This is a genomic window from Gracilibacillus phocaeensis (assembly GCF_900626275.1).
Lineage (GTDB): Bacteria > Bacillota > Bacilli > Bacillales > Amphibacillaceae > Gracilibacillus > Gracilibacillus timonensis.
On the sequence record NZ_LR131145.1, the window covers coordinates 1,041,861 to 1,064,375 of the forward strand.

General features: G+C 38.7%; 33 protein-coding genes and 1 pseudogene. 19 read left to right on the forward strand and 15 right to left on the reverse strand.

What is annotated here, in order from left to right; all coding sequences use genetic code 11:
* Positions 1–93: 93 nt before the first annotated feature.
* The 3 genes from E0E32_RS20935 (at position 94) to E0E32_RS20945 (ending at position 1,827) form a co-directional block, all read left to right on the forward strand.
* Positions 94–810, forward strand: coding sequence for a metal ABC transporter ATP-binding protein (locus tag E0E32_RS20935; protein ID WP_066189485.1), 717 nt, complete (start codon positions 94–96; stop codon positions 808–810).
* A complete protein-coding gene (locus E0E32_RS20940; RefSeq protein ID WP_066189482.1) occupies positions 747–1,577 on the forward strand; it encodes a metal ABC transporter permease in 831 nt (276 codons plus the stop codon). The genes E0E32_RS20935 and E0E32_RS20940 overlap by 64 nt, the downstream gene beginning before the upstream one ends.
* A gap of 70 nt (positions 1,578–1,647) precedes the next feature.
* The gene (locus E0E32_RS20945) at positions 1,648–1,827 is read left to right on the forward strand and encodes a hypothetical protein (protein WP_130860732.1); all 180 of its coding nucleotides are present in this window, start codon (positions 1,648–1,650) and stop codon (positions 1,825–1,827) included.
* A 12-nt stretch (positions 1,828–1,839) separates the two neighbouring features.
* On the opposite strand, the gene E0E32_RS20950 is transcribed toward E0E32_RS20945, so the two are convergent.
* Together E0E32_RS20950 and tpx are read right to left on the reverse strand one after the other, a co-directional pair.
* Positions 1,840–2,451: a pyroglutamyl-peptidase I gene (locus E0E32_RS20950; protein WP_130860733.1), complete on the reverse strand. Its 612-nt coding sequence runs from the start codon at positions 2,449–2,451 to the stop codon at positions 1,840–1,842.
* 123 nt (positions 2,452–2,574) lie between these two features.
* The gene (gene tpx, locus E0E32_RS20955) at positions 2,575–3,072 is read right to left on the reverse strand and encodes a thiol peroxidase (protein WP_066189466.1); all 498 of its coding nucleotides are present in this window, start codon (positions 3,070–3,072) and stop codon (positions 2,575–2,577) included.
* 158 nt (positions 3,073–3,230) lie between these two features.
* On the opposite strand from tpx, the gene E0E32_RS20960 reads away from it, so the two are divergent.
* The 8 genes from E0E32_RS20960 (at position 3,231) to E0E32_RS20995 (ending at position 8,991) form a co-directional block, all read left to right on the forward strand.
* Positions 3,231–4,589: an MFS transporter gene (locus E0E32_RS20960; RefSeq protein ID WP_130860734.1), complete on the forward strand. Its 1,359-nt coding sequence runs from the start codon at positions 3,231–3,233 to the stop codon at positions 4,587–4,589.
* Positions 4,590–4,877: 288 nt separating this feature from the next.
* Positions 4,878–5,528 (forward strand): ABC-2 transporter permease, encoded by a 651-nt coding sequence (locus E0E32_RS20965; protein WP_165445118.1) that lies wholly within the window; start codon positions 4,878–4,880, stop codon positions 5,526–5,528.
* A gap of 31 nt (positions 5,529–5,559) precedes the next feature.
* Positions 5,560–5,745, forward strand: coding sequence for a hypothetical protein (locus tag E0E32_RS20970; RefSeq protein WP_130860736.1), 186 nt, complete (start codon positions 5,560–5,562; stop codon positions 5,743–5,745).
* A 96-nt stretch (positions 5,746–5,841) separates the two neighbouring features.
* Positions 5,842–6,045, forward strand: a complete 204-nt coding sequence (locus E0E32_RS20975) for a hypothetical protein (protein WP_130860737.1) — start codon at positions 5,842–5,844, stop codon at positions 6,043–6,045.
* Positions 6,046–6,093: 48 nt separating this feature from the next.
* Entirely contained in the window at positions 6,094–7,002 is a 909-nt protein-coding gene (locus E0E32_RS20980; RefSeq protein ID WP_130860925.1) for an ABC transporter ATP-binding protein, read from the forward strand.
* Positions 6,995–7,945: an ABC transporter permease gene (locus E0E32_RS20985; protein WP_130860738.1), complete on the forward strand. Its 951-nt coding sequence runs from the start codon at positions 6,995–6,997 to the stop codon at positions 7,943–7,945. Before E0E32_RS20980 ends, E0E32_RS20985 begins: the two co-directional genes overlap by 8 nt.
* A gap of 15 nt (positions 7,946–7,960) precedes the next feature.
* Positions 7,961–8,359, forward strand: coding sequence for a DUF4064 domain-containing protein (locus E0E32_RS20990; protein WP_130860739.1), 399 nt, complete (start codon positions 7,961–7,963; stop codon positions 8,357–8,359).
* Between the two features lie 119 nt (positions 8,360–8,478).
* Positions 8,479–8,991: a hypothetical protein gene (locus tag E0E32_RS20995; RefSeq protein ID WP_130860740.1), complete on the forward strand. Its 513-nt coding sequence runs from the start codon at positions 8,479–8,481 to the stop codon at positions 8,989–8,991.
* A 45-nt stretch (positions 8,992–9,036) separates the two neighbouring features.
* Here E0E32_RS20995 and E0E32_RS21000 read toward each other — a convergent pair whose 3' ends face one another.
* From E0E32_RS21000 to E0E32_RS21015, 4 genes are all read right to left on the reverse strand, one after another.
* Entirely contained in the window at positions 9,037–9,849 is an 813-nt protein-coding gene (locus E0E32_RS21000) for a DUF899 domain-containing protein (protein ID WP_130860741.1), read from the reverse strand.
* A gap of 489 nt (positions 9,850–10,338) precedes the next feature.
* Complete coding sequence (locus tag E0E32_RS21005; RefSeq protein WP_130860742.1) at positions 10,339–10,656, reverse strand: Rpn/YhgA-type helix-turn-helix domain-containing protein; 318 nt, start codon at positions 10,654–10,656, stop codon at positions 10,339–10,341.
* A gap of 126 nt (positions 10,657–10,782) precedes the next feature.
* Positions 10,783–11,226 carry a GNAT family N-acetyltransferase gene (locus E0E32_RS21010; protein ID WP_130860743.1) on the reverse strand — a complete coding sequence of 148 codons (444 nt, stop codon included), beginning with the start codon at positions 11,224–11,226 and terminating at the stop codon, positions 10,783–10,785.
* A gap of 26 nt (positions 11,227–11,252) precedes the next feature.
* Positions 11,253–11,492 (reverse strand): 2-thiouracil desulfurase family protein, encoded by a 240-nt coding sequence (locus E0E32_RS21015; protein WP_130860926.1) that lies wholly within the window; start codon positions 11,490–11,492, stop codon positions 11,253–11,255.
* Positions 11,493–11,718: 226 nt separating this feature from the next.
* Here E0E32_RS21015 and tnpA point away from each other — a divergent pair, with 226 nt between their 5' ends.
* Together tnpA and E0E32_RS21025 are read left to right on the forward strand one after the other, a co-directional pair.
* A complete protein-coding gene (tnpA, locus tag E0E32_RS21020; RefSeq protein ID WP_130860744.1) occupies positions 11,719–12,117 on the forward strand; it encodes an IS200/IS605 family transposase in 399 nt (132 codons plus the stop codon).
* A gap of 5 nt (positions 12,118–12,122) precedes the next feature.
* A complete protein-coding gene (locus E0E32_RS21025; protein ID WP_130860745.1) occupies positions 12,123–13,199 on the forward strand; it encodes an RNA-guided endonuclease InsQ/TnpB family protein in 1,077 nt (358 codons plus the stop codon).
* 120 nt (positions 13,200–13,319) lie between these two features.
* On the opposite strand, the pseudogene E0E32_RS21030 reads toward E0E32_RS21025, so the two are convergent.
* The 3 genes and pseudogenes from E0E32_RS21030 to E0E32_RS21040 form a co-directional block, all read right to left on the reverse strand.
* Positions 13,320–13,790 (reverse strand): annotated as a pseudogene (locus tag E0E32_RS21030) (HAD hydrolase-like protein); the annotation flags it as partial.
* A 56-nt stretch (positions 13,791–13,846) separates the two neighbouring features.
* Positions 13,847–14,044 (reverse strand): hypothetical protein, encoded by a 198-nt coding sequence (locus E0E32_RS21035; RefSeq protein ID WP_130860747.1) that lies wholly within the window; start codon positions 14,042–14,044, stop codon positions 13,847–13,849.
* A 38-nt stretch (positions 14,045–14,082) separates the two neighbouring features.
* Positions 14,083–14,595 carry a helix-turn-helix domain-containing protein gene (locus E0E32_RS21040; RefSeq protein ID WP_130860748.1) on the reverse strand — a complete coding sequence of 171 codons (513 nt, stop codon included), beginning with the start codon at positions 14,593–14,595 and terminating at the stop codon, positions 14,083–14,085.
* A 104-nt stretch (positions 14,596–14,699) separates the two neighbouring features.
* Here E0E32_RS21040 and E0E32_RS21045 point away from each other — a divergent pair, with 104 nt between their 5' ends.
* The 6 genes from E0E32_RS21045 to E0E32_RS21070 all read left to right on the forward strand — a co-directional run bounded on the left by E0E32_RS21045 (position 14,700) and on the right by E0E32_RS21070 (position 19,183).
* The gene (locus E0E32_RS21045) at positions 14,700–14,939 is read left to right on the forward strand and encodes a PLDc N-terminal domain-containing protein (protein ID WP_130860749.1); all 240 of its coding nucleotides are present in this window, start codon (positions 14,700–14,702) and stop codon (positions 14,937–14,939) included.
* Positions 14,926–15,804, forward strand: coding sequence for an ABC transporter ATP-binding protein (locus tag E0E32_RS21050; RefSeq protein WP_130860750.1), 879 nt, complete (start codon positions 14,926–14,928; stop codon positions 15,802–15,804). The genes E0E32_RS21045 and E0E32_RS21050 overlap by 14 nt, the downstream gene beginning before the upstream one ends.
* Entirely contained in the window at positions 15,801–16,568 is a 768-nt protein-coding gene (locus E0E32_RS21055) for an ABC transporter permease (protein WP_130860751.1), read from the forward strand. The genes E0E32_RS21050 and E0E32_RS21055 overlap by 4 nt, the downstream gene beginning before the upstream one ends.
* A gap of 12 nt (positions 16,569–16,580) precedes the next feature.
* Complete coding sequence (locus E0E32_RS21060; RefSeq protein ID WP_130860752.1) at positions 16,581–17,300, forward strand: ABC transporter ATP-binding protein; 720 nt, start codon at positions 16,581–16,583, stop codon at positions 17,298–17,300.
* Positions 17,287–18,828 (forward strand): permease-like membrane multi-spanning protein, encoded by a 1,542-nt coding sequence (locus E0E32_RS21065; RefSeq protein WP_130860753.1) that lies wholly within the window; start codon positions 17,287–17,289, stop codon positions 18,826–18,828. The genes E0E32_RS21060 and E0E32_RS21065 overlap by 14 nt, the downstream gene beginning before the upstream one ends.
* Before the next feature lie 115 nt (positions 18,829–18,943).
* Entirely contained in the window at positions 18,944–19,183 is a 240-nt protein-coding gene (locus E0E32_RS21070) for an AbrB/MazE/SpoVT family DNA-binding domain-containing protein (RefSeq protein ID WP_130860754.1), read from the forward strand.
* A 99-nt stretch (positions 19,184–19,282) separates the two neighbouring features.
* Here the strand turns inward: E0E32_RS21070 and E0E32_RS22455 are convergent, their stop codons facing one another.
* The 6 genes from E0E32_RS22455 to E0E32_RS21090 all read right to left on the reverse strand — a co-directional run bounded on the left by E0E32_RS22455 (position 19,283) and on the right by E0E32_RS21090 (position 22,391).
* Entirely contained in the window at positions 19,283–19,462 is a 180-nt protein-coding gene (locus E0E32_RS22455) for a hypothetical protein (protein WP_165445119.1), read from the reverse strand.
* Between the two features lie 86 nt (positions 19,463–19,548).
* Positions 19,549–20,415: a DNA-3-methyladenine glycosylase family protein gene (locus E0E32_RS21075; RefSeq protein ID WP_130860755.1), complete on the reverse strand. Its 867-nt coding sequence runs from the start codon at positions 20,413–20,415 to the stop codon at positions 19,549–19,551.
* Between the two features lie 21 nt (positions 20,416–20,436).
* Positions 20,437–20,901, reverse strand: coding sequence for a DinB family protein (locus E0E32_RS21080; RefSeq protein ID WP_130860756.1), 465 nt, complete (start codon positions 20,899–20,901; stop codon positions 20,437–20,439).
* A complete protein-coding gene (locus tag E0E32_RS21085; protein ID WP_130860757.1) occupies positions 20,901–21,449 on the reverse strand; it encodes a CGNR zinc finger domain-containing protein in 549 nt (182 codons plus the stop codon). Before E0E32_RS21085 ends, E0E32_RS21080 begins: the two co-directional genes overlap by 1 nt.
* Positions 21,450–21,636: 187 nt before the next feature.
* Positions 21,637–21,807 (reverse strand): hypothetical protein, encoded by a 171-nt coding sequence (locus tag E0E32_RS22460; protein ID WP_165445120.1) that lies wholly within the window; start codon positions 21,805–21,807, stop codon positions 21,637–21,639.
* A gap of 59 nt (positions 21,808–21,866) precedes the next feature.
* Positions 21,867–22,391 (reverse strand): TetR/AcrR family transcriptional regulator, encoded by a 525-nt coding sequence (locus E0E32_RS21090; protein WP_207302308.1) that lies wholly within the window; start codon positions 22,389–22,391, stop codon positions 21,867–21,869.
* Between the last annotated feature and the right edge of the window lie 124 nt (positions 22,392–22,515).

The following is a 22,515-nucleotide window of genomic DNA, read 5'->3' on the forward strand; positions in this document are numbered from 1 at the left end:
CTATCCATCAATGGGGGTTCCGCCTCTGTTGGTGGAACTCTCATTTTATAGACTTTTTTCTATGTTAGAAGGAACAGAAAGGTAGATGTCACCATGTACTACATTAAAGTAGACGATCTTGCTTTTCACTATGAAAAAGAACCCGTCTTAACTAATATATCCTTTGAAGTGAATCCGGGAGATTTTTTAATGCTGACCGGTGAGAATGGGGCAGCCAAAACGACCCTGTTACGCAATATCTTAGGCTTACTAAAACCAACAACTGGACAAGTCACCATAGCTGACAAAAATCGCTCTGGGAACAAGCTGTCTGTAGGTTACGTGCCTCAGCAAGTCGCTTCCTTTAATGTTGGCTTTCCTAGTACCGTGTTAGAACTCGTGCAATCCGGCCGCTTTCAAAAAGGCAAGTGGCTGAGAAGGCTAGATAAAGCAGACAAAGAGCAAGTTAGGCGTTCCCTCGAATCCGTAGGCATGTGGGATATGCGCCATAAGAAAATTGGCGAGCTGTCTGGCGGACAAAAACAGCGGATATCGATTGCCCGTGTATTTGCCACCGATCCAGATTTATTTGTATTAGATGAACCTACCACCGGGATGGATATCCATTCACGAGAGGAATTTTATAAGCTGTTACGACATAACAGCGAACATCATGGCAAGGGAATTCTGATGGTCACGCACGATCACGAAGAATTGCGTAATTACTGTAATAAACATATTGAACTCGTGCGAAAGGAGGGATTACCTTGGAGATGTTTCTCTATGGATTCATGCAAAGAGCTTTCCAAGCCTCACTTCTCATCTCATTAATCGCACCCTTATTGGGGTTATTTTTAATACTAAGACGGCAGTCACTCATGGCAGACACCCTGTCCCACGTTTCCTTGGCTGGTGTCGCACTAGGGCTATTAATCAGTATTAATCCGACATGGACCAATATCATCATGGTTACCATCATTGCTGTTCTGCTCGAATACCTGCGCATGCTCTATCGCAGCTATTCCGAGGTGTCCATTGCCATTCTCATGTCATCTGGTATGGCCTTGGCTTTATTTTTGATGAGTTTGAATCAAGGTGGTACTACGCTAAATATTAATCAATTCCTATTCGGTTCCATTGTCACCATTAGTACGGAACAAGTTTGGATGCTGTATATTCTAGCCGTTCTTATCATTGGTTTGTACATTATCTTTCACAAAGCGATGTATGTCCTAACATTTGATGAAGATACCGCGTTTACCGCCGGACTGCCCATCAAAATGATGTCGATCTTATTTAATATATTAACTGGGGTTACGATCGCGATTATTATGCCAATTGTAGGCGCCCTGCTCGTTTCGGCCATTTTAATCTTACCTGCTGCAATCTCGATGCGGGTTAGCAGAAGCTTTAACAGCACCATCTTGATTGGCATACCCATCGCCATAACAGGGATGTTGAGCGGATTGGTTACCTCTTATCAGTATGGGACACCGCCAGGAGCAACGATCACCTTAATCCTTGTCGCCATTTTCATCCTGATTATTGCCGTTAAGAAGTTAAGCAAATGGAAAAAGACAGAGACCCTCAACGAGTAGTATAGAGGGTCTCTTTTCGTTTTAGCTTGACACCTATGGTAACATGATAGAAAAGATAGGAGCGTGTCGCATGAACAAAAATAGAATCAACAGCCTTATCCCTTTAGGTATGGTATTCGGTAGCATGATAGGGGTCTTGGTCGGTATATTCTTGCAACAGCCAATAGCACTAGCATTTTCCATTTCGATTGGGGCTGGATTTGGCTTATTAGTCGGCGCCGTTGCTTTTTCCTTTTATAGTAAGAAATAACTTTTAGGACACCTATACCTCTGATAACGTTTGTAAGCAAATAGTGACTGCCCTCGTTAGATCAGCTTGACTCCAGCTTGGCAGGTTTCCGTGCTCGATGGCGAGTTGATGAGATGCTGGGATATGGATAAATCCAGCTGGCAAGTTTAAGTGATGACTTTTTGCATAGTGAAGCCCTTGATACATGACATGGTTACAGAGATAGGTACCTGCCGTATTGGAGATTTCAGCTGGCAAACCCTGCTCCTTTAGTTGCTTTACCATCTGGTTGATTGGCAATGTGGTGAATAGTCCATCCGCCCCACCTTGATCAATCACTTCATTTTCTGCTTGATAGCCTTGATTGTCCTTCGGTCCGTCATTGACATTAATCGCTATTCGTTCAGGTGTAATTTTGTACCTGCCCCCAGCTAAACCAAGTGACACAATAACGTCTGGTTTGGTGGTTTCAATTTGTCTAAGTAACTGCTTACCTGCCTGCTGAAAATCTACAGATAATACAGATGATACAATTCGGTGGTCTCCGATCACGCTGTCAGCTAACCCCTCTACAATTTCCATGGTCGGATTGATCGTGTATTGTAAAAAAGGCTCAAACCCAGTCAATAATATTTTTTTACACATCTACTTCACCTGCCGTTTTGTTTACTGCCCATGTTGTGTAACCTCACCTATTGTAGCTATTCAAAAAAACACCGAGAGGAATCGATATTCAAACTCTCGGTGCTTTCTCCCTAATTGCATTTATTATATTGCTTTCAATGCCTCGATCGCTTTATGATAGTCTGGTTCATTCGTGCCTTCAGAGACATATTCCACATACGTGACTTTATTGTCTTCATCCACCACAAATACACTACGCGCCAATAATCTCAGTTCTTCCATAATCGTACCATAATTTTCACCGAATGATAGATCTTTATGGTCGCTTAATGTAATGGCATTCTCAATCCCTTCCGTAGCACACCATCGCTTTTGCGCGAATGGTAGGTCGTTAGAAATCGTAATAATTACGGCATTATCCACAGAAGACGCTTCTTCATTGAATGTACGCGTCTGTTTGCTACATACACTTGTGTCTAGAGAAGGCACTACACTGATTAATTTCTTTTTACCTGCAAAATCTTGCAAGCTGACCGATTCTAAGTCATTGTTCAAAACGGTGAAATCTGGAGCTGTATCGCCCACTTTCACCTCATTACCCTTAATCGTCATCGGACTTCCTTTAAATGTGATTGCTGTCATGATCTATCTCATCCTTTCCCTCATCTATTTTCCACCTTCCATTATACATACTTTTCGCCTGTTTTTATAATCATAGGGCTGAGAGGCTGGTTTTTCTATACGTGTTATAATAAATATAGCAATCTTTCTTACATACATACAAAAGGTGATGCATACCAATGAAAAACCATATCCACAAGCCATGGCTGCTCATTTTAACAATTGGCCTTGGCATATTACTAAACCCATTAAACTCATCGATGATCTCTGTGGCATTAACCAGATTACAACATGCCTATGCGCTGACATTTGCCGATGCTTCCTGGCTGATCTCGATATTTTACCTTGCGAGTGCCGCGGGGCAACCAGTCATGGGGAAATTGAGCGACATGTTTGGTCCGAAAAAATTATTTCTATCAGGGCTTGTTATTGTAGCGACTGCGTCTATTTTAGCTCCCTTTTCACCAAATTATCCGTTTCTCTTAGGGTGTCGTGCGTTGCAGGCAATTGGTAGCTCGACATTATTTCCTAGTGGCATGAGTATGGTACGAAAACATATTACACAAGGACAAGGAAGAGCCATAGCTATATTATCGGTCTTTGCTTCCACATCCGCTGCCTTTGGCCCTTCTATTGGGGGTTTTTTAGTAGCGTCTTGGGATTGGCAAGCTATTTTCCTTATTAATTTCCCGTTTATTATTTTATCCTTTGCGCTGGCTCTGTTTATTTTACCGAATACAGGCCAAGGCAAGTTTGACATCAAACGGATTGATTTCACAGGTATCATGCTCTTTATTGTTTCGATTGTCGGTCTGATCTTATTCTTGCTGTCTCTGGATCAACAGATTCGCTGGTGGGCATTATTGCTCTTCTTGACTGCGGCTATTGGTTTTTACTTTTTTGAGCGCAGGCAGCAGGAGCCATTTATCGATGTAAAGGGATTAACCAAAAACCGTTATGTGTCCCTGATCTACTTACAATTTATGAGTATTAATTTGATTTTTTATTGTTATTTTTTTGGATTCCCTACTTATCTCCAGCAATATTTGCAATACAGCGAACAACATACCGGCATTATTATGCTGTCACTGGCGGGATTTGGTGTGGTTATTGCACCATTAGCCGGCAAAATGATCGACAAATATGGTTCGAAGCTGCCCCTGATTATCGGCGCCTCTTTACTTTTAATAGGGACAGGCTTGCTGTTAACCTATCAGGATACATCGCCTTTAGTCTGGCTGCTTATCATTATGGCAGTGCTTGGCTTGAGTAATGGGTTTAACAACATTTCTACCCAGACCGCTCTTTATGAACACGTCGAACCAGAGGACACCGGCGCGGCCTCCGGATTATTTCAAACAAGCCGCTACCTCGGCTCTATTCTATCCTCTAGTTTGCTTGGTTTAACCTTTAATCGTCACTTAGATACAGAGCACTTACATCTAGTTGCGATGATCTGTTTTGTCTTCTGTATATTTGTCGTTGCCATGGCATTTATGCTTCCGGCAAAAGGGAAAACAGCTAGCAAGTCTGCCTAACGGGGAATAAAAGGTCGACTATGTTGGAATATGAACAGTTTAATGATAGGCAATAGCTTTTAAACGATCACAACCGAACGCGTTATAGTACTCCCCAAACTGTAACGCGTTCTTACATATGCAATTATTAACTAAAAATAAAGAATGCAGAATCAGCTTAGGACATGATTTATACTGAAAGTAATCAGAGAAGAGGGTTACGTTTAGATAAGAACATAGAAGAAATTGCAGATGCTGATCATTTGGAATCTATGTTACAGAACATTCCAGGTAAGGTGTGACATACTAATGTGGGGACTCGTTTTAAAAGATATGTTGTTGTTAAAAAAATACTGGCTGAAAGCAAAGTATACTGTAACTTTACTATTGATCATCATTCTATCGCTAATTTTCTTGAAAGAATCTTCTATGATTGTCGCTATTTTTATAACCATGCTGCTTCTTAATAGTGTGCAAATATTATTTATCGATGATAATAAATCAGGATGGACTACATTTCTACATGCAACTACTAATTTGAAAGCGGAAAAAATTGTGTTAGGACGTTATACTGTCGCTATCACTATCATCATATTCGCTAATTTATTGTTCTTCTCTTTAAATCTGATTATTGATTTTTTATATCCATCCCTCTCCCTAAAGGGTGTCATGTTGTTGGGAATAGTGGTACTAAGTATCTCTCTATTATATATGTTGGTGCTTATCCCTTTCACGTATTTATTTGAACAGAATGGAATGATTTACACTTTTTTATTCTTTATTATCACAGGATTTTTGTTATCGAACATAAATAATATAGACTCAATAGCAGCCCAATTCATGAATGAAAAAAATAATTTCTATTTAATATCTTTAGGAATTATAGGATTAATGATCGTTAGCTTTGTTTCTTACATTTTTTCAGTATTGATTTATAAAAGACGTTTTATGAATCAATGAGAAGTTACTCTAGGTCGGGAGGTGATGTGCCATGAAAAAAATAAAGATACATCCACTAATTATTGTTGGTTTGTTCATCAGTTCTACGGCAAATGGGCTAGCTGTTTATCGCCATTATCATGACGATAGACAAACGGCAGTTGTGTTTGCGGTGTTGTGTATACTCACCCTTGGCATGGCTGTCTTTGGTCTCATTCGCAATCAGAAAATGAACTAATGGGGATGCCCTGTCTGTTGTTTGATGGATTGCCGTATCCAACGAACTGGTGCAATCTGCAAACGAAAGAGAGTGAAACTAAGGAGTGGGCAGATAATGAATAACAAAATGATGAAACGTAAGCAAACTTTAAAACGTATAAAACTTGTGTTAGGATTTATTCCATCCATTCTATTGGCAATAGTTGCATGTATACTAGCTAGCTATCAGACTAGTTACTGGGTGTTTTTTGTTTATGCTGCCATGGTGGCTCTGTTTTTAAGTGGGCACAGGGCTAGTAAAATGTTGAAAGAGAAATAATTAAATTAATAAGGACAGGGAGGGAACCTTTTGGAACAACAAACAGCAATGAAATTGATCGACTTAAAGAAAACGATTGGAAGCAAAGAAATTATTAAAGGGTTGGACTTTGAGATTAACAGAGGTGAAGTCTTTGGCTTTATCGGTCCAAACGGGGCTGGTAAAACGACAACGATTCGGATGATGGTAGGTTTAATGAGTATCACTGCTGGTGACGTACAAATATTGGGCAAAAGCATTAAAAAGGATTTTAAGGAAGCCATTGGCGAAGTGGGCGCCATCGTCGAGAATCCAGAAATGTACCCATTCATGACTGGAAAGCAGAATTTAAACCACTTTGCTCGGATGATTCCGTCGATTACCAAGGAAAGGGTACAAGAAGTTATTTCCTTGGTAGGGCTGGAAAAGGCAATCAATGAAAAGGTAGGCAGATATTCCTTAGGGATGCGACAAAGATTAGGGATTGCCCAAGCCTTATTACATAATCCGTCTGTTTTAATTTTAGATGAACCAACTAACGGGCTTGACCCTGCCGGTATTCGAGAGATTCGTCATTACATTCGACGCTTAGCCACCGAACAAAATGTGGCGGTGATCATCTCCAGCCACTTACTATCCGAAATTGAACTCATGTGTGACCGGATTGGCATTATTAAGAATGGCGAGTTGGTTACCATCCAAACGGTTAAAGATTCCACCACTGGATCTGGTGAGGATAATCAAGTAAAACTGGAAGTAAACCTTGCCGAGAAAGCCATTGAAATAATCAAAACAGAGTATGAAATAGAGGCGGTTCTCGAAGAGGCTTTCGTTTCCTTTCCATGCAAGAAAGAGGATATCCCCAAGATTATTAAAACATTGGTGCTTCAGGATATTTTGGTTTATCAAGCAATCGTATCAAGAGCCACATTAGAAGAAAAATTCTTGGATTTGATAGGAGAGAATGTCATTGAGTAACCTATTTCAATTAATTCGTAATGAAGTAAACAAGATCTATATCCTAAAATCCACTTGGATCATGTACATCATCTTAGCGGTGATCATTCTAGGAAGTGGAATGATGACTCATTTTTTTGGGGAAGTTAGTGACGGATATAGTCAAGATTCATGGCGTGCGGAATTGCAGGAAGAGAATGAAGCACTAACTACAGAGATGGAAGAACAGGAATTTATGCAAGATTTCAATACAGGTGAGATAGAGAAAAACAATTACTATCTAGATAATGACATACAGCCAGTGGGATATGACGCCTGGCAATTTGTGCTGGACAATAGCATGTTGCTATCGATCGTGAGTTTATTAACCATCATCGTTGCAGCGGGAATTGTTGCTAATGAGTTTAGATGGGGTACGATCAAGCTGTTACTCATCCGCCCTATTTCCAGATCTAAGATATTATTATCCAAATACATATCGGTTCTGTTATTCGCACTCATTACCTTGCTATTTGTCGTTTTCTTTTCCTGGATTATTGGTGCCATTTTCTTTGGCATAGAAGGCTGGAACCCTCATATGGTCTTATCCCAAAGCGGTGGCTTAGAGTATGTATCGATTATTCATGAAGTGATTACTGGTTATGGTTATAAGCTTGTGAACCTGGTTATGATGGCCACCTTTGCCTTTATGATTTCGAGTATTTTCCGTAATAGCGCATTGGCCATTGGTACGGCAGTGTTTCTGATGATGGCTGGCAATTCCATTGTCTCTTTTGCCTCGCAATATGATTGGGCAAAATATATCCTATTTGCCAACACTGATTTGAGCCGATATGCGAATGATATGCCTTGGGTGGAAGGCATGACATTAACATTTTCCATCATCATGTTACTCGTGTATTACGTTCTATTTATCGTAGCTTCTTGGACCGTATTTACCAAACGTGATGTTGCAGGACAATAAGGAGGAAGAAAGATTATGAAAAGAACAGGTGAAACGATATTAAGTATCATCGGAATGCTCGGGTATGGACTGATTGCCGCTTTTGGCTCCATCATGTTAGTCCTACAAGATAACGAAACTTTCCTGCAAGATTTAGAAGAGAATTCACGCGAAACAAGTTCTGGTGATCTTAATGTAAATGCCGTATTAGATGGAATGAGTATTGGTGGATGGCTTTTTGTCATTGCTTCTATTCTGGCGATCCTATTGAGTTTTGTAGCGATTTTCTTAATGAAAGGAAATAAGCGTCCGAAAACCGCTGGCATTATTTTCATTGTGACTGCTGTTTTAGCTGCCATCTCCACAGTAGGGATCGGCATTATTCCTAGCATCTTTTTGCTTATTAGCGGCATTATGTGTTTGGTTCGAAAATGAGCCAATAAAGTTGGTAGTTTAAGATACATAAAGAGCCCGTATTGATACTGAATGGCTCAATATGGGCTCTTTCTGCATTTAGGTTAGTCGCTGACTACAACATGGAAAGGAGCGATCCTTTGCTTATTACCATAAAATCGCCATTTACCCCCTTATTTTTCAAACAGAGAGTGGTAACAGAACATAAAGAAACCGGCTTTTTGGCAGCCACAAAATTACTTCATTTATTAATAGGGCGTCACTGTTACTCACTAAATGATCACCATCATTTATTAGAACTGACAGAAAATCATAAAGAAAATAAAAAGAGAAATTGGGATCTCTTCACTGTATCAAAGGGCCAAAAAACGAACATTGGGAAACTAAAAATGACCAGTAAAGTAACAGACACGATCTCCAAGGGTTACACAGAATATAGTCTTACCATGAAGAACGAAGAATTTGTGATACAAAAACCATTTATGCAAAGAAACTATTGTGAACTAGAAAACAACAAAGGGGAACTTATCGCCACACATAAGAAACAAGAACTGTTGACATTCAAACGAAATATCGAGATAAACGACACTTGTTCCCATATAGAGATTGGTGCCTTTGTTTTGGTTTTATCAACCGTAGCTTTTATTTCTTAATCACGGAAAGTTATGCTGCATTTCTATTTATATCCTTTGCAAAATTTATAAATCGCTTTTTTCTGAATGGCAACGAGACTCCGATTCAAAAGAGTGATCATATTCATCGTGGCGACGAAGCCATGTCTTACCGTTCCCATCACTACGTCCAGATGGCTGTTCCCAGTCCTCCTGCCTGCCAAGAGCTGTTAAATCAAGGTAGTTAAAGGTACCAATGAGTAGATCCGTTCCACGGGCATACGTCGTATAAGTGTGAAAAACTCTTTCACCATCACGAAGAAAAGTACTTATGCCAGGCACTTCCATGGACTGGCCTGCATCAACGGGTACCCCCATTTGAACCAACTCATTCTTGGTCAAATAATTGTACTCAACAGGGGCCACGGATTCGTCCAGTGTCACATGAAAATCATAATTGAAATCACTATGGTAAGATGAATACCAAGGGATATTCCACCCCATACGTTCCTTATATTGTTGAAGCTTGGCAAATGGAGCCCGGGATACTAGAGCTAATGATGTGTTACGCGCATGAAGATGAGCAAGATGCCCCATGTTGTCTGCAGCCAGAGAGCAAGCAGGACAGCCAGCTTCCCAATCAGGATCAAACATAAAGTGATGCACAATAAGCTGAGCACGTCCTTCAAACAAATCAAGCAGCCTAGTCTTGCCCTGCAGACCATCGAAGACATAGTCTTTATCCACTTCAACCATAGGAAGTTTTCGCCGCTCGGCATTCATCGAATCTCGCAACTTCGTAAACTCCTTCTCTTTAGCTAGTAATTCCTTACGCGCCACGAGCCATTCATCATAGGATACGACATCGGGTAATTGCAGATGTTGTTGTGTTTGTTTCATATCATTTTCTCCCTTCTAAGTTTCTCTTAGCTTATCATAAATAACAGCGATGTATTTCTTCTCGATTGCTTACATTTATTTTAAGCTGTTTTCATTATCATAAGGTAGGATGCACTTAGAGGCATAAAAAGTGAGCCGCTTTCCTGTAAGCAGACTCACATTTGATTACATACTCTCGATTAGATTACTGACTCGCTAGCTTTTCTATTTCATCCTTGCTTAGTTCTGTGATCTCAGCTATTTCATTAAGGTACATTTCTTTAGCTAGCAGTTTCAAGACTATTTTCTGCTTCATAACTTGCCGCCTACCTTCTCTCACTCCCCATTCATAATAGGAATTAGGAAGATGACGGATCATTTCTTTTTCCTCTTATGTCAAGTGCTCGAGTCCCTCCGACATCTATCTCTTCTCCTTTTTGTATCACTTTCCACTACCTATATATGGTCTTATTTGTTATCATTTAAGAACCATTCACATACTTTGCTTGGTTACTGGTCCACAAGCTTTTTGATTTCTTCCTCACTCAGTTTTGTGATCTCGGCTATTTCACTGACGGACATTCCTTTGGTTATCATCCGCAAAGCTATTTCTTGCTTACTTTCTCTCGTGCCTTTCTGCTCTCCTTCTTTCATCCCCATTTCATAATAGGAATTAGGAAGATGACGGACCACTTCTTTCTCCTCTTCCGATAAGTTTTCTAGGTTCTCGATTTCCTTCAGCACTTGTTTTTCCTCCTCTTCGTTTAGTTGCAAATACGTATCAAAAAAACCATACAGCAGTTCCATTCTCGCTGGGTCGATTTCCATTCGATTAAGCTACTATTATTTTCTACTCGTCTCCCAAATCTATAACATCCTGCAACACCGTATTACCACTATCATAGTGTTACAGGTGTTTTTCATTAAGTGTTACCTTACCATATAGTTCTAGGATCAAGTGTCTTCCAAATTCGCCTTAAATACATAACTTACTTTGTCATAATCCATTTTATCTTCATAAAAACGATGTGCATCCGTCCGCTGCAGTCCAGAAGATAAAGCAACACGCTCATAATGATTTGCTTTGGCCCATTCATGAACATAGTTAAGTAGTTTCTCACCGTAACCTTTGGAGCGCTTATTCGTATCTGTTACCAAATCACATACCCAGACAAATCGGCCATAATAGAGTGTGATCATCGGCTTGAAACCAGTAACTGCTACTATTTCGCCTTCATCCATTAAAGCAAACATACGATATCTATCTTTCTCTTTTGCTTCTACTACTAATTCGAGATAAGTTTCTTCATTAAGATGCGTACGCAATTGTTTTATAATTGGAAATGCTGCCATTACTTCATCTTGTGATTGGAGTTCTTTGATGGTTATAGTAGTCATATTTATCTCCCTTTTTTTGAATATGGTTACTTGTTACTTGTTTTCTGTTCAGAATGATCCGCTGCCCTGCGTTCATCAAGCAATAATGAATAGTTAGTCTCATCTTCCACCTTTATATTATGTAATGTAAGTAAAGCTGTTAATACGCCTGAGCCTTCTTTTTTTGTTCCATTAAAATCACCAGAATATATTTTTTGAGATCCACATGAAGGACTGTCAGCTTTTAATATTAATGTGTCACACCCTAAACGTTTGCAAATGTTCAGGGTCTCTAATGCTCCCGCTTTGTATTGCTCAGTTACAGATTTTCCGAACGGGAAAGCCCACTACGGTGCGACAGCACCCCCTTTAGGGGTGGGATGAGAGTGAGGTCAGATACGGAGTGCCACTAAAAACCATAAGGTTTTGTGGTGCTTCAAGTATCTGAAAATTTCACTCTATATTTATGGTATATCCGTTGTAGTTTGTAAACGAAACTGATACAATGTGTATATGAACGAATACAGAAGAACAAACACAACCGTATCATTAATCAACTATCATTTTGTTTTTTGTCCCCGGTATAGAAGGAAAATATTCCTTCGTACTGATGTAGAGGAACGATTCAAACAATTAGTCCAAGAAATATGTGAAGAATTAAAAATCGTTATTGTCGCTTTAGAATGTGACAAAGACCATACCCACATGTTTCTGAACTCACTACCAACATTTAGCCCTGCTGCTATTATGGCAAAAATCAAAGGAGTGACTTCTAAAAAGTTGAGAGAGGAATTTCCTCATCTTCAACACTTGCCAAGTCTTTGGACACGTTCCTATTTTGTATCTACCGCAGGAAATGTATCAAGTGAAACGATGAAGCGTTATGTTGAACAACAAAAAACAAGGGGGTGAATGATGTGTCACAGACAATAACGATAAAAATTAAATTGATACCTACAAAAGAACAAGCTTCTATTTTGTCGGAAATGAGTAAAACGTATATTTCTGTAATCAATACGCTCGTTTCTGAAATGGTTGATGAAAAGAAAAGCACAAAGAAGTCAAGTAAAGATATTTCTGTATCTTTGCCGAGTGCGGTTAAAAATCAAGCAATCAAAGATGCTAAAAGCGTATTTAAAAAAGGGAAGAAGAGTAAGTACAAAGTTATTCCTATACTCAAAAAAACTGTATGTGTTTGGAATAACCAAAACTATTCTTTTGATTCTACGCACATTTCCATGCCGATTATGATGGATGGGAAAGCGAAGAAAATACCTATACGTGCCTTATTCATGGATAAGGATAACCGTAACATGGATTTGCTGAAACACAAACTAGGCACACTTCGTATCACAAAGAAAGCGAATAAATGGATGGCACAAATTTCTGTCACTATACCTACCGTTCAAGGAACAGGTTTAAAAGTCATGGGTGTAGACTTAGGTTTAAAAGTACCTGCTGTTGCTGTAACAGATGATGAAAAGATACGCTTCTTTGGTAATGGCAGACAAAATAAATACGTGAAACGAAAATTCCGTTCTGAACGCAAAGCATTAGGCAAAAGAAAAAAGTTAAATGCTATTCGCAATTCAAAGGACAAGGAACAACGATGGATGAAAGACCAAGACCATCAGGTTAGTCGTGCCATCGTAAATTTTGCAAAAGATAATAGGGTTTCTGTCATTCGTTTAGAACAATTAGCGAATATTAGACAGACGGCAAGAACAAGCCGTAAAAACGAAAAGAACCTGCACAGCTGGTCATTCTATCGTCTATCTCAATTCATTGAATACAAAGCGAATTTAGAAGGTATTAAAGTGGAATATGTGAATCCTGCATACACAAGTCAAACATGCCCTACATGTTTTGAAAAGAATAAGGCACAAGATCGAAAATATACGTGTAAATGTGGATTCAAAAAACATCGTGATTTAGTCGGTGCTATGAATATTCGTTATGCACCTGTGATTGATGGTAACAGTCAATCAGCCTAAGATGCTATATGCACTGTCTTAGGAAGGGTAATGAGATACCCTCATCTTGAAGGCTGTTCAAAACAGAAATGGACTGCGAACGTTTAGTCATTCAAGAATCCCACCCGTTAAACCATAAGGTTTAGGGCTTGCGACTTTAGTCGTGGGAGTCTCAATGTACGATTCTATTTGTTCTATACTAAATGTCTCTGAAACCCAATTGTCTAACTGATAATAATCAACAATGGCGTTTAAATATGCAGGCACTCCATTACTAGCAATAAATAGGGAAAAACCGCTATTTACTAAATGCGCAAATATCTGCTCTACATTGGGATATAATGCACCTTTTCCACTATTTGTATTTTCCACTAAGCTCTTTTGAAAATAATCATTGATTTGTTCTCTTCCCTCGATGGAGTGATTAGGCAGCAGTGTTGCCCATACTTCCGGCAAGGGTACTCCCATTATGTCACGGAATTTGTCGAGAGGTATAGCACCTTCCCACTGACCTAAAGAAGTCAAGTGGTTGAACGTATCCTCCAGCGCTAACTCTAATATTTTATTGGTTTGAAATAATGTACCATCCATATCAAAAATGACAGATTTCATCCTGTTTCGATCCTCTCTTCTCATGGGATAATCATTAATGCTAAGTATTGATGTTACTAATCCATAAAAGCCTGAACCAACCAACTGACCACAAGCATAAGAATAGCCACCTGCAGTATGACAAACATGACGGATTCAAAAGTGGACCATTTCCTTTGTTTCTTCCTTTTGTTTAAATCATTCAGATACATAAATGAGCTGAAAACCAACAATGCTATAGCAAGTACTTGCAAAATTTCTATCATAATAATCATTAGATCTCCCCCTGCCCCATGGCGTAACCCCTGAAACCTCATGGAATAATAACCAGCGAGACCGTTCTTTCTTTGTTGCTATCCTTTTCTGATTCCTCATAATATTTATTAAATAAAGCATTCAGTTCTGACTGGAAATCTTCAAATTTGTCTTCATCCAAGTGAAGTTTTGCAAGGGAAAAGGTTGTCTCATCTTTTTTTCCATCCATGGTCTTATGATAGCTCTGATAGGCTTGAAGAACATACATAAAATAAAAAGTGACAAAATTCACCTTTTCATCATAACTGGCCTGGTTCCATTCTTCCTCGTTAATCTTATAGGTTTCCGCATAGATGGCGTAAAATTTTTCTTCTCCGGAGCGTGTTTTCTTCGTATTTACAATCTTCACCAAGCCATCTTCAAACATGGCGTTCATATGCCGATATAACGTCGCCTGTGGTACATCTTCCAATAATTGATTTAGCTGCAAGATCGATAATCCTTCTTCTTTATCAATTAACGCTAAAGCTATTTTAAAACGTATCTGATTTTTAAATAGTTTGAATTCCAAATTGTTCACCAGCCTTTCTTTATCACTTATTTTACTTGATTTTTAAGAAAAAGTACAGTAATATTATCATTATCAATAATGATAATAAAAGAGGAGGAAACGATTTGAATACGGATATTCGCGCGTTATTTAACGTAGATTGGGCGGCGATTTTACCTTTAGTAATTCCGATTCTCGTGCTGCATTTTTTACTTTTAGTTGTTGCACTAATTGATTTGTATCGTCGTAGAAAGCTCATTCATCATCCCATCATTTGGTTGATTATCATTGTATTATTAAACACCATTGGACCTATTATTTATCTTGTTATTGGCAGGAGGATGTTAAAAAATGATCGCTATTGATAAAGTGAACAAGTCTTTTCGAGGGAGACAGATATTGAAAGATATTACGTTTGATATCACGGAAGGAGAGTGCATAGGCTTATTGGGGCCAAACGGCGCGGGAAAAACGACACTGATTAAATGTATGACGGGGATTATCACTTATGAAGGTGGTGATATTACCTTTCATGGCAAAGATATTTTAACACGTAAGAACGATATCGGCTATTTGTCACAGCATACCGATTTTAAACAGTGGATGACTTGCGAAGAAGCTTTACGATTTTTTGGCAGTTTATCTGGTTTACGAAAAAGATATCTTGATGCTCATATAGATGACATGTTGACAGACGTAGGGCTTAAAGATAAAAACAGTCATAAGGTGGAAGAACTATCGGGAGGAATGAAACAGAGGCTGGGGATAGCACAAGCCATTTTACATCAGCCCAAACTGTTAATCTTAGATGAACCTGTATCTGCGCTGGATCCAGTTGGTAGAAATGAAATCAAGCATTTAATCAAAAAATTAAAAGCCTATACGACGATTCTACTATCCACCCATATCTTAGATGATGCCAGCGAGTTCTGTGATCGCTATCTTATTATCAAAAGCGGGAAGATTATTGGAAACATCACCAATCAAGCGGAAACGATCAACAAAAAACAAGTATATCTAGAGACCTCTGCGATACCACCTGCACCATTAAATGAATGGTACACCGTACAAGAGATCAAACCTGGGCAATATTTGATCACGAGTAACGAACCTATCCTTTTCCAACATCTTGTTGAAACATTGGATCAACATAACGTCGAAATTCATGCTCTAGCATATGACAAGAAGAATGTAGAAAAAATATTTTTAGAGTTGGTGTCCGAAGCATGAGGAATATATCTATTTTATTAAAAGTGGAGTTGCTGGAAGCCGTTAGAAATATCAAATTGATTTGGTTAACCTTATTTTTCACCATTCTTGGCGTCACACAGCCATTAATTGATAAATACATGGACGTCATCCTGGAAAATGTCGGAGGTGTGGAAGGGATCATGATCGATCCAAATGCCTCTGATCCCAAAGCCAATGAAGTGTTACTCGCTACTTTTTCCGGTCAATTTAATCAAATCGGATTAATCGTACTTATTATCAGTTTTATGGGAATGATCGCCAACGAAAAAAATAGTGGTGTGCAAGGCTTTATTTTCACAAGACCTGTATCCAGTTTGCAGTATATCAGTTCCAAACTGCTGGGAAATTGGTTGATCAGCATGGTATGTATGGCAATAGGTTCATTTATTTCCTATTTTTACACGGTATATCTATTTGGTTCTTACGCGATCGTTGATTTTTTAGGCTACCTGATCTGTTATAGTGTATGGATTTTTTTCATCGTAAGTTTAGCCGTGTTGTTTAGCACGATGATAAAAAGTTCGTTATTTATCGGTGTTGCCACCATTTTACTATCGATGGTTTTGCTCTTACTAGGAAATCTTAATGACACCCTTTCGTTGTTCTTGCCGAGTGGAGTTCTGACCTTAGCAGAAGACCTACTTCTGCAAACAGGCAATGCTAATTTTCTGTTACTAATCGCACCCATCGTCTATTTGATTACCAATATGTATATAGCCAAGCTTTTTATCCAACGAGTATAGGAGGAATCGAGCATGTTATCCATTAAAAACGTAAGTAAAACATATAAAGGATCTCATAAAGGAGTGAAAAACGTATCCCTAACATTGCAGCAAGGCGATATCTGTGCTTTTATCGGGGCGAATGGCGCGGGAAAAACGACCACGATTAAATCGATTGTCGGCATCCACTCATTTGATCAAGGGGACATCACGCTGTTTGATACCAAATTAAACGAGAACCCCGAACAATTTAAGGCGATGATTGGCTATTCTCCAGATACTCCCACTGTCTATCCACATATGACAGGGAAAGCCTATATTGAGCTGATTGCTTCTCTCTACAAACTAGAGGAAGAGGAGCTAAATAAGAGCTTAGCCTATTTACTTAAAGAACTAGAATTTGAAAGTGCTGTGCATGAACTGGTATCTAGTTATTCACATGGAATGAAGCAAAGACTAGTGCTTATTTCATTATTCATCCATAACCCCAGACTAATTATTTTGGATGAACCATTTGTTGGTTTAGATCCAAATGCCACCCACTTTTTGATCCATGAAATGAAAAACAGAGCCAAAAAGGGGGCCATCATCTTATATTCGACCCATGTGCTTGAAGTTGCTGAAAAAGTATGTAATAAATTGATGATTTTAAATCAGGGAGAAGTCGTTGTAAACGATACGATGCAAAATATCACCGAACACGCATCACTATATGAACGCTTTAGGGAGGTAACGTCGCATGAAACGTCTTAAGTTATTAGGTTTATTTCGCCTAAAAAATCAACTGAGACTGGCTAACTTGAATAGCTCCAACAAGGAGGTACGAAAATATGCCATGTACACCATTTCAGGTTACACAGCCGCTCTCTTCATGTTTTTAGGATATGTGCTATTTATCGCCATCGATCTACAGACCAGTCATAACATCGAAACTTTTTTTGTTTTATTAGCCTCGATCTTGTTTTGGGTGTTTGGCATATGGCATACGCTTAGTGGATTTGATGAGGTTATCGAGAGTAAAGACAGTGACTTTATTTTTAGCTTGCCGATAAAAAGCTGGCAAGCTAAGCTTCTCCCGCTTGGTAGCAAGTATTTGATTTCTATTTTTCTCACCTTTGTAGTACTGCTATTTGGATACCTTATAACGATTTCTTTTATCAACCATTATGTCTTGGTACTGCTTTTGGTGTTATTGTTGAGTGTGATTATCCCACTGCTGGCGACCAATGTAACCTTTTTACTTTCATTGCTTGTGCGCAGCTTGCTTACACTTATCAGATGTCGTCATCATGTCATAGAGTCTATCCTCACTCTAGGACTTTTTGTGGCACCACTTCTTTATACGATCGTGAACGCAAGGTCTATCGATTATAAAGACTGGTTTATCGACGCTTCTATTTTGCAATATTCTCTAACTGCTATTCCTTTTTTATGGAATCTTATCTGGTTAATCGTACTTGTGATAGTTACCAGTTGGATCACCATCATTGCATTTGTTTACTTTCATGATTTTCTTGTTAGTCAAAAAAACAAACAGCGAAAACAAAGACATACCAATACAAGGTGGACGGTGCAAAAACCCATCCTTGCGTTATTGTCGAAGGAATTCAGGTTATACTTTTCTTCCCTTACTTATGTCAGTAATACAATTTTGACCCCGGTTATAATGGTGGCAGGGAATATATGTCTCTTAATGGGAATTATTCCCCATGTGCATTCTTTTTCTTATGATATAATCGGTTTAACAATCACGGCTCAAGATTTATTTACCATGGTAACGTTCCTATTGCTCGTTCTGACAACTACTACCTCTTGTAGCCTTTCATTCGAAGGTAGCAATGTCTGGGTCATGATCGTTGCTCCAATCCGTCTCATCAACATGGCATTCGCGAAAATCTTGTTAAATACTATTTTATTTTTACCTGGTTTGGTATTAACGGTCATCGTGTACGATAGCATATTTCATGTCAGCCTACCTTACTTACTCTGCCTAACAGTCTTTATGTTACTAACGTTATGCTTAATTAGTGTGTTTGGTTTTTTCGTCAACTTGTCCTTCCCATCCTATACATGGAGTAATGACATGGAAGTAGTGAAACAGAGTAAAGCGACCATCCTCACTGCCGTTATCAGTATGCTAATGATTCCAGTGATTAGTCTCGTTGTATATGTAGATACTATTTTTCTGTTACTGCTGGCGATTGTTGTAGAGGTGGCTGTGATCTTGGGAGTGATGAAGAAAGTGGCCAATAGTAGTTTGAGGGTAAAGGAGAATGAGTAAATAGCTCATGATTATTGGTAATAAATTAGAAAAATAAAAGTAAGAGATTAAACAAAGAAGATATATAATCAGAAGTGATATAATGGAAGGAAATAAAAATAAGGGGGCATTCTATATGACAACCAAGGCTCAAAAATGGGGTAATAGTATTGGTGTCCGTATCCCTTATAAAATGGCGAAAAAATACGGACTTGAAAATGGAACGGAAATTATATTGGAGCAAAAGGAAAAAGGGATACTCGTGAAACCAATTGATCAAGTACCAAGGTTAGAAGAACTAATGGCGGACGTTACAGAAGAAAACGAGCACGAGGAGCTTGATTTTGGAAAACCAGAAGGAGATGAAATCTGGTGATGGAAGATAGTATTCCAAATCGCCATTCCCAATCAGCTCTGGATTGCCGCAACACGCAGAGACGATTCAGTAATGACACCTATTCTTCATCCCATTCCATCAAACATTATGGTTTTTCTCACGCTTCAATTGTTCTATTTCTTTTTTTAGTTCTTGGTGTGATCTATTTAATCTATTAAACATTATACGGATAAAGCCGACTATCACAACGATCATTCCTAGAAAGCCAATAATAAGCAGGAAAATCACATCCACACTAACCCTCTCCTCTTGCTTCATTTTATCATCATTACACATAAAGTCAAAATGCCATCAGTGGGGCGTACGGACAGTTAGTGCAAAAATAGGTTAGCTATACAGCTTTTCTAGGAGTATATATCATACCAATAAGCAAGAAATTTATAATTCCCCCACTTATCGTACACGCTTTCCAATTTTCGCTTCGAAGGTGGTTCCCCATTAAAGTATTTGCTGATTACGTGCGCTTTATATTCTGAATCGATGGGGAGTAAATCATATTTCCCAAGCAACATAGACAGTGTGTTAAAAGCATAAGGCCCTATGCCTTTGATATCTTTTAATTTTGTAATATCAGCTTGTGGCGATTGATAAGATTCCAGATCAAAAGCAGGATCTAAAGCCTTGGTAGCGGCGTCTATGATATAGGGACTGCGATACCCCACTCGCACCTGTTCTTTCAGATATGATTCACCTGCCGCTAACACGGTTTCTGGTGTGGGAAAAGTTTGGAACGCCTGCGGATGGTTCGTTGCAACGGGTTCACCCAATTCATTCACCAGCTTACTCACCATATTCATGGTCTGCTTCCATCTTGTGTTGGTTGTTAATATGACTTTCACTACATCTTCAAAAAGAGTAGGCGAACGCAAAAGACGCCCCTGTCTGTTGGCAGGAATATGTAACAACTCCTCAAAATCGTGACAGAGAGCATAAAATGACTCAAAGGTATCATCTAATCTAAACATCCATGCTACTTGATCCTTCACTTCCTCTCTATCATTTGATGTTAAAGGCATATCGGTTTCCGTTTCAATCTGCAAATACTGATCGTGTTTGGCAATACACAGTAATACATTTTTTCCATTGCTTAATTGGATAGGACGATAAAATAGATGATCTTGATGATGCCAATCATTGGGTGCCAACATCCACCAGCCATAATCCGTTATCGCAGCCTTGAAATTAAAGGCTTCTTGTAAAGGAATAATCATGATATCTACCAGCCCTTCCTCTTAATCTACACCAAATTCTGCGTTCCAAGTTCCTTGTTGTTTTCGAATATCGACTATTTGCCCAATATGGTAAGCGTTATGAATCATTAAATGCGTAAGGTCCTCCACTTTTTCGTTAAAATGCTCATACGAAGCCTCCTTAATCACCTGTCTCCACTCCTGCATCACTTGATCTATTGAACGTAATGCTTCCTCCCACGTGTACCCCTCTAAGTTGTCAAAAGTTTGATCATTGGTAGCAATGGTAAAACGCGTTCCCCCAGTACCTTTAAAACGGTTTAAATAACCTTGGTTATAGTAGAGTAAATGATGGACGATGCCCCATATTGTATTGGCGTCTGGGTGATTCCTCCACGTCGCTTCTGCCTCGCTTACACCTTGTAATGCTGATGTCATTGAAACAAACCAACCATTCTGATCGTGAACCGCCGCTAATTGCGCTAATATAACCTCTTTCGTATGCATTACTTTTCCTCCCGTCTATGCTTTCGTACCCTGGATAGGTTCCCACAGGTATCATTACTGCACCAATGCTTGCGCCCATTTTTCGTGTTATCGTGAAAGACCCAGCGACAATCCTCATTCTTGCAAAACTTCACCCGCTTGTATTCTCCGTTTGTGAATAATTCAGCAAATGATAGAGCAATTTCCGAGATAAATGCGTCCCAGTCCTGTTGATCAGATACGAAATTTAATTCATAATGATCTTCCTTTTTGAACAGCTTGGGACTTCGTTTTGCTTTATCCATAAACCTATTTAATTGGGTTAATGCCTCTACTGATGGTAATTGATTCTGGGTCGTTTTTTGTAAAATACCTCGCATAAGTTGACGTAAATGTTGCAATTCACGAATGATTGAATCGGATGGATAAGACAAATGAGCTATATCCCAATCCTTCATAAAATAGGCTACCCATTTAGGATTAGTTAAGCGATCCTCCGATTTCCCTGTTCCACGATAGTCATACCACATCGTGTTGATCACATCTAAACAAATCATCTCATTAGCCAAGCTGTCTTCTCCTTTATTAATGCTTCACGTTGTTTTCCATTATAACAGGTAATGCTTAAAATATAAATAAACCATTACAAATTGGTCATTCTTTTTCATTTTTTTAGATTTTTAACATTGGATGCGATCGCGATAACTCCAGCTACTAATCCGCCAGCTCCTAACACTCCTTTTCCTAAAGCAACCCCTAGATACCAACACATAAAGCTCCTTTTCCTAGGGATGTTCCAACCCACGAGCCAATGCGAGTAGCTTTAGATGGACGAGTTAATCTCGTTGCGGTATCCCGCGCTGTTTGGATATTATCTTTTGCCATATGTTTTGATAACTTCAGCAATTTCTCATTATAGTTTTTCATTACCATTCTCCTATCTAAAATAATATGAATTTGACAATGAAACAAATCACTTCATCACACTACTCATAAATCTTATCCATGACACTTTCAAGCAGGGTATCAAACACTTCAAAATGATCGTATCCAATCGTTTCTTTATTTGTCACTATGGAAAGAAGAGCATTAAATATTCCCATTGCCTTTTGCTTGTCCATCTTCAATTGGAGATTGGAGTTGAAATTGGTTGCTGAAATAAAATCATCATTGATTATTTGACTTTTTTCTTTCCATTCTTGAGGAGCTCGATTTAAAAAAGTGGTAAATTCTGAACTGTTGCGTTGTGAGAGGATATTGGTTTGATCATATTCCAGGTATACTTGCTTGAGCATAAGACAAATATCTTCTTTAGTTGGCGTTTTAGAAAGCGTTTGATTCACCAGATGTATCAGTCTTTCTTGGATAGTATCCAACACGCTACAAAACAATGATTCCTTAGAGTTAAAAAATAAGTAAAAAGCTCCCTTAGAGATACCTGCCTTTGTACACAATTCACCAACATTTGTTTTTTTGTATCCATAGCTTGCCCAACTTTTTTCAGCTTCCATCATTTATTATGGAATATTGTCAATCCAGAGTTCTATTTCAAAATATATCTTACAAATCATTTAATAAATTAGAAGATTTTAAGCATTTAAACCTGTATGATAAAGATATACACGCATGCATGTT

Coding starts and splice junctions, on each gene's coding strand:
- E0E32_RS22455 (WP_165445119.1), bottom strand. CDS start 19,462: ATGAAGCAAGAGGAGAGGGTTAGTGTGGATGTGATTTTCCTGCTTATT.
- E0E32_RS21000 (WP_130860741.1), bottom strand. CDS start 9,849: ATGAAACAAACACAACAACATCTGCAATTACCCGATGTCGTATCCTAT.
- E0E32_RS21005 (WP_130860742.1), bottom strand. CDS start 10,656: ATGGAAATCGACCCAGCGAGAATGGAACTGCTGTATGGTTTTTTTGAT.
- E0E32_RS20965 (WP_165445118.1), top strand. CDS start 4,878: ATGTGGGGACTCGTTTTAAAAGATATGTTGTTGTTAAAAAAATACTGG.
- E0E32_RS21090 (WP_207302308.1), bottom strand. CDS start 22,391: ATGGAAGCTGAAAAAAGTTGGGCAAGCTATGGATACAAAAAAACAAAT.
- E0E32_RS21035 (WP_130860747.1), bottom strand. CDS start 14,044: ATGATTATTATGATAGAAATTTTGCAAGTACTTGCTATAGCATTGTTG.
- E0E32_RS20975 (WP_130860737.1), top strand. CDS start 5,842: ATGAATAACAAAATGATGAAACGTAAGCAAACTTTAAAACGTATAAAA.
- E0E32_RS21010 (WP_130860743.1), bottom strand. CDS start 11,226: ATGACTACTATAACCATCAAAGAACTCCAATCACAAGATGAAGTAATG.
- E0E32_RS21055 (WP_130860751.1), top strand. CDS start 15,801: ATGAGGAATATATCTATTTTATTAAAAGTGGAGTTGCTGGAAGCCGTT.
- E0E32_RS20960 (WP_130860734.1), top strand. CDS start 3,231: ATGAAAAACCATATCCACAAGCCATGGCTGCTCATTTTAACAATTGGC.
- E0E32_RS21050 (WP_130860750.1), top strand. CDS start 14,926: ATGATCGCTATTGATAAAGTGAACAAGTCTTTTCGAGGGAGACAGATA.
- E0E32_RS21065 (WP_130860753.1), top strand. CDS start 17,287: ATGAAACGTCTTAAGTTATTAGGTTTATTTCGCCTAAAAAATCAACTG.
- tnpA (WP_130860744.1), top strand. CDS start 11,719: ATGAACGAATACAGAAGAACAAACACAACCGTATCATTAATCAACTAT.
- E0E32_RS21060 (WP_130860752.1), top strand. CDS start 16,581: ATGTTATCCATTAAAAACGTAAGTAAAACATATAAAGGATCTCATAAA.
- E0E32_RS20945 (WP_130860732.1), top strand. CDS start 1,648: ATGAACAAAAATAGAATCAACAGCCTTATCCCTTTAGGTATGGTATTC.
- E0E32_RS22460 (WP_165445120.1), bottom strand. CDS start 21,807: ATGAAAAACTATAATGAGAAATTGCTGAAGTTATCAAAACATATGGCA.
- E0E32_RS20970 (WP_130860736.1), top strand. CDS start 5,560: ATGAAAAAAATAAAGATACATCCACTAATTATTGTTGGTTTGTTCATC.
- E0E32_RS20950 (WP_130860733.1), bottom strand. CDS start 2,451: ATGTGTAAAAAAATATTATTGACTGGGTTTGAGCCTTTTTTACAATAC.
- E0E32_RS21070 (WP_130860754.1), top strand. CDS start 18,944: ATGACAACCAAGGCTCAAAAATGGGGTAATAGTATTGGTGTCCGTATC.
- E0E32_RS20980 (WP_130860925.1), top strand. CDS start 6,094: ATGAAATTGATCGACTTAAAGAAAACGATTGGAAGCAAAGAAATTATT.
- E0E32_RS21080 (WP_130860756.1), bottom strand. CDS start 20,901: ATGCATACGAAAGAGGTTATATTAGCGCAATTAGCGGCGGTTCACGAT.
- E0E32_RS21075 (WP_130860755.1), bottom strand. CDS start 20,415: ATGATTATTCCTTTACAAGAAGCCTTTAATTTCAAGGCTGCGATAACG.
- E0E32_RS20935 (WP_066189485.1), top strand. CDS start 94: ATGTACTACATTAAAGTAGACGATCTTGCTTTTCACTATGAAAAAGAA.
- E0E32_RS20990 (WP_130860739.1), top strand. CDS start 7,961: ATGAAAAGAACAGGTGAAACGATATTAAGTATCATCGGAATGCTCGGG.
- tpx (WP_066189466.1), bottom strand. CDS start 3,072: ATGACAGCAATCACATTTAAAGGAAGTCCGATGACGATTAAGGGTAAT.